Source organism: uncultured Limimaricola sp., assembly GCF_964022235.1.
Taxonomy (GTDB): Bacteria; Pseudomonadota; Alphaproteobacteria; order Rhodobacterales; family Rhodobacteraceae; genus Limimaricola.
In genome coordinates, this window is the sequence record NZ_CAXHZL010000002.1 from 26,397 (window position 1) to 38,048 (window position 11,652).

At 69.4% G+C, this 11,652-nt stretch carries 10 protein-coding genes; 8 read left to right on the forward strand and 2 right to left on the reverse strand.

The features are described 5' to 3' along the window. Positions 1 to 244 precede the first annotated feature (244 nt). The 8 genes from AADJ02_RS02595 (at position 245) to AADJ02_RS02630 (ending at position 10,664) form a co-directional block, all read left to right on the forward strand. On the forward strand, positions 245 to 1,459 hold the full coding sequence (locus tag AADJ02_RS02595; protein WP_341211436.1) for a hypothetical protein: 1,215 nt from the start codon (positions 245 to 247) through the stop codon (positions 1,457 to 1,459). A gap of 329 nt (positions 1,460 to 1,788) precedes the next feature. Next, the gene (locus AADJ02_RS02600; RefSeq protein WP_341211817.1) at positions 1,789 to 2,577 is read left to right on the forward strand and encodes an ABC transporter ATP-binding protein; all 789 of its coding nucleotides are present in this window, start codon (positions 1,789 to 1,791) and stop codon (positions 2,575 to 2,577) included. Continuing rightward, a complete protein-coding gene (locus AADJ02_RS02605; protein ID WP_341211437.1) occupies positions 2,571 to 4,940 on the forward strand; it encodes an ABC transporter permease in 2,370 nt (789 codons plus the stop codon). The genes AADJ02_RS02600 and AADJ02_RS02605 overlap by 7 nt, the downstream gene beginning before the upstream one ends. Before the next feature lie 4 nt (positions 4,941 to 4,944). After that, positions 4,945 to 6,156, forward strand: a complete 1,212-nt coding sequence (locus AADJ02_RS02610) for an HlyD family efflux transporter periplasmic adaptor subunit (protein WP_341211438.1) — start codon at positions 4,945 to 4,947, stop codon at positions 6,154 to 6,156. Between the two features lie 281 nt (positions 6,157 to 6,437). After that, a complete protein-coding gene (locus AADJ02_RS02615) occupies positions 6,438 to 7,550 on the forward strand; it encodes an MlaE family lipid ABC transporter permease subunit (RefSeq protein ID WP_341211439.1) in 1,113 nt (370 codons plus the stop codon). A gap of 14 nt (positions 7,551 to 7,564) precedes the next feature. Beyond that, complete coding sequence (locus AADJ02_RS02620) at positions 7,565 to 8,341, forward strand: ATP-binding cassette domain-containing protein (protein ID WP_341211818.1); 777 nt, start codon at positions 7,565 to 7,567, stop codon at positions 8,339 to 8,341. Between the two features lie 3 nt (positions 8,342 to 8,344). After that, positions 8,345 to 10,030 (forward strand): MlaD family protein, encoded by a 1,686-nt coding sequence (locus tag AADJ02_RS02625; RefSeq protein ID WP_341211440.1) that lies wholly within the window; start codon positions 8,345 to 8,347, stop codon positions 10,028 to 10,030. A gap of 10 nt (positions 10,031 to 10,040) precedes the next feature. After that, entirely contained in the window at positions 10,041 to 10,664 is a 624-nt protein-coding gene (locus tag AADJ02_RS02630; RefSeq protein WP_341211441.1) for an ABC-type transport auxiliary lipoprotein family protein, read from the forward strand. Between the two features lie 2 nt (positions 10,665 to 10,666). Here the strand turns inward: AADJ02_RS02630 and AADJ02_RS02635 are convergent, their stop codons facing one another. Together AADJ02_RS02635 and AADJ02_RS02640 are read right to left on the reverse strand one after the other, a co-directional pair. Further along, positions 10,667 to 10,879, reverse strand: coding sequence for a universal stress protein (locus tag AADJ02_RS02635; protein ID WP_341211442.1), 213 nt, complete (start codon positions 10,877 to 10,879; stop codon positions 10,667 to 10,669). A gap of 211 nt (positions 10,880 to 11,090) precedes the next feature. Next, the gene (locus AADJ02_RS02640) at positions 11,091 to 11,552 is read right to left on the reverse strand and encodes a DUF2267 domain-containing protein (RefSeq protein WP_341211443.1); all 462 of its coding nucleotides are present in this window, start codon (positions 11,550 to 11,552) and stop codon (positions 11,091 to 11,093) included. Between the last annotated feature and the right edge of the window lie 100 nt (positions 11,553 to 11,652).

Genomic DNA, 11,652 nt, shown 5'->3' on the forward strand with positions numbered 1-11,652 from the left:
GAGGGCGGCATGACTGCAATGAACCATGTCTTCCGAGGAGGCGCCGTCTATACGTGGCGCCGTCGCCTACCCCGCCCGCTGGTCGGGCGTGGAGCGCCTGCCCAGCGCAGGGCCGGCCGGTAGCAATCGGCCGTGTCGATGTCGGCTTCCGACGCGGATGCGGCACACTCTGAGGACACGGTCTCCGAGCAGGGCCGTGAGCTTAGCCTATCCTTCCATCCTCAGCAGACGCATCTTTTCCGTGATGGGCGTGACCGATAAGAGTGGCAAGCTCCTCCAGTTGATCCAGCGCAAGGCGAAGAAATCCGTTCGCCGTAAGACTCCCGAGAACCTTGAAGGGAGGCGATCCATGGCACGCGTGCTTCTGGTTTTGATCATGATCATGTTCGCCGTGCCGGCTTGGGCCCAGGACCGCACGGCTACCTTCGATCTCGGGGAGGATTCGTTTCGCGCCGGGCGCTCGGTGAGCCATGCCGTGGCCGGAACGGATGACCTGTTCATGGCCGGGGAGAGAGTCGCGGGGCAAAGCGACATCACGGGATCGGCGCATCTGGCGGGCCGCGCGATCACCATGGAAGGCGCAGTGGGCGGCGATGCCTACGCGGCGGGCGAAGAGGTGTTTATCCGTGGCGTTGTCCAAGGGGATGTGACCGCGGTCGGCCGTGCGGTCTCCGTCGCGGGCGTCGGCGGCGATCTGCGGATGGCCGGCTCGGAGTTGCGGCTCGGCGGCGAAGTCGGTGGCTATGCGATGGTGATGGGTGAGGACGTCGCGTTCGACGCGGCGGTGGCTGGCGATGTGAGCCTTGCGGCGCAGCGAGTGGAATGGGGCAGCGCGGCGTCGATCGCGGGACGGTTGATCGTTTACGAGGCGGAGCCCGGCAACCTGCAGGTGCCCGCCCGGGTCATTCCCGCCGATCGGATCGAACGGCGCGAGATCGAGGAATGGGAGGGGCCGCAGCCGCCGAACTGGGGCCGAGCGATCCTCTGGTTCCTGTTGGGGGTGCTCGTGGTGGTCGCACTGGCCGCGCTGATCGCGGCGCTGGTGCCGGAGCGGCTTGCCGAGATGCGGCGGCAGCTCCTCGCGCGGCCGTTCCGCACCTTGTGGCTGGGCTTTCTGACGCAATCGGCGGTGATCGGCGCGGGCCTGCTGTTCGCGATGACGATCATAGGGCTGCTGCTGACACCGGCCATGATCGTACTGGCGCTCATCGGAGGTTTCGCCGGCTACATCGTAGCGGCGTATTCCTTCGGGGTGGGCCTGTTGCTGGCGTTCGGCAGGGGGGAGCCGGACAGCATCAGCAGCCGAATGGCGGCAGCTTGCGTCGGCGCGCTGGCGGCGGGACTCATCGGCCTCATTCCGTTCCTGGGCTGGCTCTTCGTCCTCGCATTGGTTCTTTCGGGGATCGGGGCGATCGCGACGCGACTGTTTCGGCCCGCGTTCTTCCGCGATCTCCCGTGAGACGACGGGACGCCTCGGGCCGCGATTGTTGCGACACAAGTCGCGCATTGCCCCCCGCAATTCGGGATACAGAAACTGGATCGTGCAGCGCCGGTCAGGTCGGGGGTCAGACCTGCCGGAGTCGGACCCGCGCCGAGGTCATTTGACGTAGATCAACGTGGCTTCGGACCGATGATGGCAGCATCGGGCAGGACACTGGTTCAATCGCGACGCCCATGATGACCGATGACGTCGTGACGGGCAAAATGCCTGCGAGGCGAAACGGGATCATCAGGCGTCCTTCGGAGAAGGAATCCGAGGCGCGCCCGGAACAGGGGGCCCCGATGCCCATGGATCATCTCGGCGACCGACAGCGCAACCACTCGGCACGGTCGAAGACCGGCCCGCCGACCGATGACGCTGGTACGGGTGGCTTGGCCGCGTTCCGTACCGAAGGGCTGAGCAAGACCTATGGCGCCGGAGGGCCGAACGAGGTCCGCGCGCTCGACGGTGTTGATCTGGAACTACCGAGTGAGGAGCTCGTGGTGCTTCTCGGACCATCGGGGAGCGGCAAGTCCACCCTGCTCAACATCCTTGGCGGGCTGGACCACGCGACGCGAGGGACCGCATGGTTCAGGGAGATGGAGCTGACCGCGATGACCGATCGGCAGCTCACCCGCTACCGGCGCGACCATGTCGGCTTCGTGTTCCAGTTCTACAACCTCGTGGCCAGCCTCACCGCTCGCGAGAACGTCGAGCTGGTCACCGACATCGCCGCGGATCCCATGCCGGCCGCCGAGGCCCTGTCGCTGGTCGGGCTCGACGCGCGGCTCGATCACTTTCCCGCCCAGCTTTCGGGCGGCGAGCAGCAGCGCGTCGCCATCGCGCGGGCCATCGCCAAGCGCCCCGAAGTGCTGCTTTGCGACGAGCCGACCGGCGCGCTGGACAGCCGCACCGGGGTCGCGGTGCTGTCGGCGCTCGAAGCGGTCAACGCGCGGTTCGGGACCACCATCCTCGTCATCACCCACAACGCCGACATCGAGCGGATGGCGCATCGGGTGATCCGTTTTCAGGATGGCCGGGTTATCGACGTCGCGCGCAACCCCGACCGCGTCGCGGCCAAGGGCATCCGATGGTGAGGGCGCGCGCCATCGACCGCAAGCTGCTGCGCGACCTGCGCCGCTTGTGGTCCCAGGTCGCGGCGATCGCGCTCGTGCTGGCCTGCGGCGTGGCGATTCTGCTGACCGCCTTCGGCATGATCCGAGCGCTGGAAACCACGCTTGACGACTATTACGGCCGCCAGCGCTTCGCCGATATGTTCGCCTCGGTGCGCCGCGCGCCCGGCGAGCTGGTCGAAGAGATACGCGCGATCGAGGGAGTCCGCTCGGTCGAGGTACGAAAGGTCGGTCCGGTCACGCTCAACCTGCCGGATCGACCGGCGCCGGGTTCGGGCCGGCTGTTGTCCCTGCCCGCCGGTGCGCCGCTCCTGAACGCGCCCCTGCTGGTCTCGGGGCGGATGCCCGACCCCGACAGCGACCGCGAGGTTGCCGTTAACGCCCGGTTTGCGGAGGCCAACGGCTTTCGCCCCGGCGACGGCTTTGCGGCGATCGCCAATGGGCGGCGGCTCGATCTGACGATCACCGGCACGTTGCGCAGCCCGGAATTCCTCTACAGCCTGCCCCCCGGCGGGCTGATGCCCGACGACGCGGGCTTCGCGGTCATCTGGATGCCGGAACGGGCCGCGGGCGCAGTGCTCGACCTCGAAGGCGCCATCAACGACGTAACCCTGACCCTGCACGCGACCGCCGTGACGGCAGAGGTCGCGGACCGGGTCGATGCGCTGCTCGCCCCGTGGGGCGGTACCGGCGTCCGCCTGCGCGACCAACATCCAAGCCATGCCTTCATCGCCGCCGAGCTCCAACAGCTGCGCAACATGACCGTCGTGCTGCCACCGATCTTCTTTGTGATCGCGGGCTTTCTGGTGAACATGCTCTTGGGTCGGATCGTGGCGTTGGAGCGCGCCGAGATCGGCCTGCTCAAGGCGGTGGGCTACCGCAAGTCGGAGATCGCGCTGCACTACCTACTTCTCGCGATGCTGGTGGCCTGCATCGGCATCGCGATCGGCTGGCTTGCCGGAAGCTGGCTGGCAGGCGGCATGGCCCGGATCTACGCCCGGTTCTTCGATTTTCCATGGCTGATCCGGCCGGATGGTTTCGACGTCTACGCGATTTCGGGGCTCCTGGCCCTCGTGGTGGCCGGGCTGGGGGCCGCGCGGGCCGCGCTGACCGCGGCGCGGCTGGCCCCGGCGGTGGCGATGGCCCCGCCCGCGCCTCCGCATTTCGGCAAGGGGCCGTTCGACCAGCTGGCGGCCGGGCGCTGGCTCTCCCAGCCCGCCAAGATGGTGCTGCGCGGGCTGCTGCGCTGGCCGGTCCGTGCCGCGATGACAATGCTGGGGCTCTCCGCCGGGGTCGCGATCCTCGTGGCCTCCAGCTTCATGATCGACGCGATGGATGTGGTGATGGACAGCGCCTTCTACCGGGCGAACCGCCAGCACGCGACGCTGGTCCTTGGCGCACAAGCGCCTGCCGAAGCGGCCTTGCAGGCCCGCGCCCTGCCCGGCGTCCTGCGGGTGGAGCCACAGTTCGATCTCGCCGTGACGCTGCGCAAGGGGCACCTGTCCAAGCGTCTTTCGATCACCGCCCAGCCCCCCGGCGGCGATCTGGTCCGGATCCTCGACACCAAGGGCCGGGTCGTCGCGGCCCCGGAGACGGCCCTGATGCTGTCGCGCCAGCTGGCCGATCAGCTGCAGGTCCGACCTGGCGACGTGGTCGAAGTCGAGGTCGCCGGGGACCGGGAGCGCGACTTCCGGGAGCCGGTCGCAGCAGTGACGCGCCAATATCTCGGCCTCGGGGCCTATATGGACCACGACGCGCTCGCGGCGCGGCTGGGCCGGGCACCGCAGGTCACGGCCCTGCATCTGGCGCTGGACCCCGCCGCGCTGCCCGAGTTTCAGACGGCGCTCAAGACGCTGCCGACGCTTGCGGCGAGCGTCATGCTGACCGAGGTCCGCGACAGCTTCCGCGAGACGATCCGGCAGAACATCCGCTGGAACACGATCCTGTTCCTGACGATCTCCGGGCTGATCACGGCCGGCGTCGCCTATAATGGCGCCCGCATCCAGCTCTCGGAGCGGGCGCGCGAGCTGGCCAGCCTGCGCATCCTCGGCTTCACCCGCACCGAGGCGGCGTCGATCCTGCTCGGCGAGACCGCCGTGCTGGCGCTTCTGGCGCAGCCGCTGGGCTGGGGGATCGGTGCGCTGATCGCGCAGGGCATGGTCTCGGGCTTCGACAGCGACCTCTACCGGATTCCACTGGTGCTGACCCCGGCCAATTTCGCGCGCGCGAGCCTGCTGACGCTGACCGCAATCCTGGCCGCCGCGCTGCTGGTCCGGCGGCGTTTCGACCGGCTGGATCTTCTGAACGTCCTCAAGACGAGGGAATGAAACCATGGCCCGCCCTATCCGCCTGATCGTCCTGTTTGCCATCCCGGCGCTGATCGTCGCGAGCCTCCTTTGGGTCGCATTTCGACCGCTGCCCGTCACCGCCGAGCTGGTACCCGTGGCGCGCGGGCCAATGGAGGTCACGCTCGAGGTCGAGGGAAAGGCGCGGATCCGCGAGGTCTGGGAGGTCTCGGCACCGATCGCGGGTACCGCCCGGCGTTCGCCGGTCCGGGTCGGTGACGCGGTGGTGGCCGGCGAGACGCTGGTCGCCGTGGTCGAGCCGATCGAACCCAGCCTGCTCGACCGGCGCAGCCGGGTCGAGGCCGAAGCCGCCACGCATGAGGCCGAGGCCGCCTTCACCGCCGCCGAGAGCCGGTTGCAGCAGGCCCTGCAGGAGCTCAGCTACGCCAAGTCGCGTCACGATCAGGCGCGAACGCTGGTCGAGCGCGGCGCCGCCCCGGCCGACCGGCTTGAGGAGGCGGCGCAGGCGCTGAAGGTCGCGCAGGCCGCCCGCGACACGGCGCTGTCGACGCGCATCATGGCGCAGAGCGCGCTCGACCGGACCCGCGCCGCGTTGATCGGTCCCGGCGACGGGACCGGGGATGGCAGCGGCTGCTGCGTCGAGATCCGCGCCCCGGCCACCGGCGTCGTCCTCGCCATCGACCAGCTCAGTGCGCGGCCGGTCGCCGCCGGCGAGCGGCTGCTCGACATCGGCGATCCGAACGATCTGGAAATCGTCGCGGACCTGCTGTCGCGCGATGCCGTCCGCCTCCCCGAGGATGCCCTGGCCCATGTCGCGCGCTGGGGCGGGGCGAGCGAGCCGCCCGCCCATCTGCGCCGGATCGAGCCTTCGGCGCGGACCGAAGTCTCGGCGCTCGGGATCGAAGAGCAGCGGGTCGAGGCGATTTTCGATTTCACCACGCCCGATGCTCCGCCCGTCGGGCTCGGGGACGGCTATGCCCTTCGTCTGCGCATCGTGCTGTGGCGGTCACCGGACGAGTTGCAGGTGCCGATCGCCGCGCTGTTCCGCGAAGGCCGCGACTGGGCATGCTTCGTGGTCGAGGAGGGTCGCGCCCGCCGCGCCGTGCTGGAGATCGGCCAACGCAACGACACGGCCGCGCAGGTGCTGGGCGGGCTGAAAGTCGGCGACGTGGTCATCGCGCATCCCGGCGAGAAAGTCGCCGAGGGCGTGGCGATCCGGGCGGCCGAGCGCGAGTGACCCGGAGACCGCCGAGCCGACAGGCGCAGCGCCACCGCGGGGCGGCATCATATCGACCCGTGGCTCCCTCGCCTTGATCCAGATCAGGGCCGGGTTGTCCACGGGCGGCGATACTCGCCCCACCTCCGCTGGAAAGGCCGCCCCATGATCCCCACCGCGATCGAATGCATGGCGGCGCGGCCCGTACCCCGCGCAGCCTGCCCTGCCCTGGAACCTGCTTTCCTGCGCGCGAGGGGCGCGGCTAGCCAGTCCGTGGCACGCGCGTCGCGTCGGCCCGACCGATGAGCATCAAGATCGGCACGACGGCCGGACGGCCAGAGATCGAAATCTCGGGCTCTCTCGGCCTGCCCGAACTGGAACAGGCCCGCCGCCGTTTCGCGCAGATCCCCTTCACCCCCCAGGCCACGCTCGACCTCTCGGCACTGCAGCGTCTCGATTCCGCCGGTGCGTGGCTGCTGCTGACCGAACAGGCGCGGCTGCGGCAGGAGGGGACGGATCTCACCCTTTCATCGGTGCCGCCACATGCCCTGCCGCTCGTGGAGGTCGTACGCGCGAACCTCGCGCGGGCCGAGCCCGCGACCCAGCCGCCACTCACCGTCACCGCGCTGCTCGACCGGCTCGGCAGGAAGGTCGCCGGCGGCGCTGCCTTCCTGCGCGACCTGCTGGGATATCTCGGGATCTTCACCGCGCGGCTGCTCGGAGCGCTCCGGCGGCCACGTGGGTTTCACCTGACCTCGCTCGTGCATCACTGCGAAGAGGTCGGGCTGCGCGCGGTACCGATCGTGGCGCTGATGGCATTCCTGATCGGCGTCGTGCTCGCCTTTCAGGGCGCGACCCAGCTGCGTCCCTTCGGCGCGGAGATCTTCGTGGTCGAGCTGATCGCCATCTCGATCCTGCGCGAACTCGGCATCCTTCTCACCGCGATCATCGTCGCCGGGCGCACCGCTTCGGCCTTCACGGCGGCGATCGGCTCGATGAAGATGCGCGAGGAGATCGATGCGATGCAGACCCTGCGCATCGACCCGGCCAACGCGCTGATACTGCCGCGCATTCTGGCGCTGGTGATCACGCTGCCGATCCTCGGGCTGGTGGCGGATCTTAGCGGTCTCCTAGGCGGTGCGCTCATGTCATGGGCCGAGCTCGGCATCTCGCCCGCGATGTTTCGCACCCGTCTGATCGAGGGCGTCGAGCCGATCCATGTCGTCGTCGGGCTGGTCAAGGCGCCGGTCTTCGCGCTGATCATCGGCATCGTCGGCTGCCGCGCCGGCATGCAGGTCGGCAACAGCGCGGAATCGCTCGGGCGGATGACCTCCAGCGCCGTCGTCACCGCGATCTTCGCGGTGATCGTCATCGACGCGCTGTTCTCGATCCTCTTCGCGCAGGTCGGCCTGTGATCGGGACCGACGACATGGTGATCCGCATTCGCGGGCTGGAGAGCCGCTTCGGGCCGCATCGCGTCCATGAGGGGCTCGATCTCGACATGCGGCGCGGCGAGGTGCTGGGCGTGGTCGGCGGCTCGGGCACGGGCAAGTCGGTGCTGCTGCGCAGCATCGTCGGCCTGCGGCGCCCCGATGCCGGACGGATCGCGGTGTTCGGCGAGGAGATGACCGGGATCAACGAGGATCGCCGCGCCGCGCTCGCGGCGCGGTGGGGTGTCATGTTCCAAGACGGGGCGCTTTTCTCCTCGCTGACGCTGCGCGAGAATGTCGAGGTGCCGCTCCGCGGCGTCGCGGGGCTCGATCCGGACACCCGCCGCGCCTTGGCCGAGCTCAAGATCGCCATGGTCGGGCTGCCGCTCGACGCGGCCGAAACCTATCCGGCCGAGTTGTCAGGCGGCATGCGCAAGCGCGCGGGCCTCGCGCGCGCGCTCGCGCTCGACCCCGAGATCGTCTTTCTCGACGAACCGACCGCGGGGCTCGACCCGATCGGCGCCGCGGCCTTCGACCGGCTGATGCGCGATCTCGTGCAGGCGCTCGGGCTCAGCGTGTTCCTCGTGACCCATGATCTCGATACGCTTTACGCGCTGTGCGACCGCGTCGCTGTGCTGGCCGAGCGCCGCGTGCTCGCCACGGGCACACTCGACGAGATGCTGGCGGTCGAGCACCCTTGGGTGCGCGACTATTTCCACGGCCCCCGGGGAAGGGCCGCTCGCAGGTCCGGCCAGGCCGCGCCGCAAGGGAGGTGACACATGGAGACCAAGGCCAACTACGTCCTCGTCGGCGCCTTCACCCTCGCGGGCCTGCTCGGCATTCTCGCCTTCCTGCTCTGGTTCGCCCGGGTCGAGCTGGACCGGCAGTTCGCCACCTACGAGATCGAGTTCGGCAGCGTCTCCGGGCTCGGCCGCGCCTCGGAAGTGCGCTTTGGCGGGCTGCTGGTCGGACAGGTCACCGACCTCGCCCTCGCCCCCGAACAGACGGGTGCCATAAGGGTCGTGGTGCAGGTGCAGGCCGATACCCCGGTCCGGCGCGACAGCATCGCCCGGATTGAGGCGCTGGGTGTGACCGGCGTGTCCTATGTCGAGATCGAGGCGGGATCGCCCGACACGCAGCTGCTTTCCGCCGCCCCCGGCGATCCATTGCCGCGCATCGCCGCCGGGCCCTCGACGCTGCAATCGCTGACCCGCAGCGCGCCCGAACTGCTCGACGAGGCGCTCTCGGTCATGCAGCGCCTCGACACCCTGCTCGACGAGGCGAACCGCGACCGCATCGTGCGAATCCTCGACAACACCGAACGGGCGAGCGCGGCGCTGGCGGATACGCTCGACGAGCTGTCCGGCACGGCGGAGGCGATCACAGGCGTCACGGCCGAAGCCCGGCGCTTCAACGACACATGGGACGATCTCGCCGATGGGCTCCTGCGCCTCTCCGACCGGGCCGAGACCACCATGGCCCGGATCGATACGCTGGCGGAGTCCGCCGGGGAGACGATGCGAAGCGGCTCCGACACCCTTCAGGCAGCACAGGATCTGCTGGCCGAGACCAACCGCTACATGGCCGATGAGGCAAGCGCCGCCAGCACCGCCCTGCAGCAGATGCTCGACGAGCTGCGGGCCGAGATCGGGGTGCTGGGGCCCGAGGCCCGGCGCATGATCGACACGCTCGCTTCGGCTGGGGAGGCGGCCGGGGCCCGTCTCGACGAGACCGCCGAGCTGCTGCAAAGCGCCACGGACGCTGCGACCCGGCTCGGCCCCGCGATCGGAACCGCCGAGCACGAGATCGCGGCCCTTTCGGGCGCCGCGCGCGATCTGGTGGCGCGGGCCGAGCGGTTGGTCGACGAGGATCTCGCGCCGATGCTGTCGGAGCTGCGCGGGACCGGGCGCGCCATGGACGATCTCGTCTCGACGCTGGGCCCGGATATAGCGAGCGCTACCGAAAGCGCCGCCCGGCTCGCCGGCTCGGCCGAAGCCCTCGTCACGGGGGCGGCGGACGGGCTCGCGGCCGCGCAGGATGCCATGCGCTCGCTGGAGACCGCCATGCAGCGCGGCGAAGCCGCCTTCGCCTCGGCTGACCGGACCTTTTCGGAGACGGCGCGGATCGCGGAAGAGGAGATCGCGCCGCTGATCTCGGACGTCCGGGGCGCCGCTTCGGGCCTCGAGAGCGCCATTGGCACGGTCTCCGCCGAGCTGCCCGGGATCGGCACGGATCTGCGGCGCGCGAGCCAGGCGGCGGCGACCGCCTTCGAGACGCTGGCCGCCACGGTGGCGCGGTCGGGAACCGCGCTGGACGGCTTCACGGCCGAGGCGCTTCCGGGCTATGCTCGCCTCGCACAGGAAGCGCGTGCCCTGGTCGGGAACCTCGACCGCATGGTTGGCCGGATGGATCGGGACCCCGCCCGCTTCCTGCTGGACGACCGGGCCCCCGCCTACCGCAGGTGAAGGGAATGGAATGCTTCGGGTTCAAGGTGCGGCCGGTTTCGGGCTCTTTCTGCTGCTGGCCGGCTGTGGCGCGCTGGATGTCCTGGACCGGGCTTCGGCGCCACTCGAGGTCTTCGAACTGCGCCCGCCTGAAATTGATGGGGCTGCGGGCGCATCACGCCCGCTCGACGTGATCGTCGAACTGCCCGTGGCCTCCGGCAGCATCGCCACCGACCGGATCATGATCCGCCCCGATCCGCTGCGGGCGCAGTACTTGCCCGACGCGCGCTGGGCCGACCCGGTGCCGCAGATGGTCCAGACGCTGATGGTCCGAAGCCTCGGCGACAGCGCCGCGCTGCGATATGTCGGCCGCAGTCCTCTGGGCGTGGGCGGTGATTACGCAGTGCTCACAGAGATCATCGGTTTTCATGCGGAGGCCTTCGCCGCCGAAGGTGCGCAGGTCGAGATCGAGCTGCTGGTCCGGTTGGTACGCGAAAGCGACGCGGCCGTTGTCTCGACGCGCCGGATCAAGGCGGCTGCCGAAGCGCCTTCGACCGACAGCCCGGCGCTGGCCGCCGCCTTCGACCGGGCCGTGCGGACCGCGCTGGGGGACTTCGTCGGCTGGGTGCTCGGCGCGGTCCGCACTAGCAGCTGACGTCATTTCGAGAACCGCACTGGCCATTTGGCGTTGCGCAGCAGGCTCCACGTCATCGCCCCGCGCACGAAGTCGTAGACGCGCGAATGGCCGAAGGCACCGGTGACGATCAGCGGCGCCCCCGTCTGGAAAGCTTCGCGCTCAATTATCCCGCTGATCTTGGATGACCCGCCGTCGGGCCACTCAGGTGCCGAAACGCTGGCGATTGGCGGCACAGCAGCGGCAATGGCCTATCTGGTCGGATCGCTGCTTCGCAGGATTGGCTAGAGGAGATCGGACTATCGCGGCCCAGGCGTCGCCCCAACCGCATCCGCGAGCGCGGTTGTGTTGCACGACACCTTCTCGCGCGCGGCGCGGCGGAACCGCATGGACTTGTTGTCCGATGCGCTTCCTTCGTTTTACGTGGGTTCTGCCCGACCGGCCACGCTACGCCCCGCCCAACGCGACCGGGCGGTTCGACATCTCCCACATCTCGCGCAGCGACTTGTGCATGGCATGGGCGACATTCTCGATCTCGCCGGCGGAGGTCTTGCGACGAAGCAACGCGAAGACGGCGCAGACCGCCCCCTCCGGGTCGACCAAAGGCTCCTTGCTGAAATGCGCGCCGACCCGGTCGAGGAACTCGGCCTCGTTGCGCGGGCGCGGCACCTGCTTCGAGGGGTCCCAGCCCTCGAAATAGATCCCGCGTACCAGAACCGGCAGCTGGGCCGAGAGATCGACCGCCTCGTCGAGCGGCAGGAAATCCCGTAGCGTGTGCAACGTCGCGCGAAGCAGCATGTAGGCGCGCGGCTTGCGACCGCCCCATTCGAGATCCCGGCAGATTTCGTTCAGCCACTCGGCCACCACCTGCGGGCCGTGATCCAGGGCCGTGATTCCCGTCGTGGTCATGGCGCTCTCCTCGATTCGTGAATGTCTTCGAGCATCGCTCCTGGGAGCGGTCCGGACCTTGATCCTGATCAAGCCTGCGCCAACCGATCCCGTGATGCGA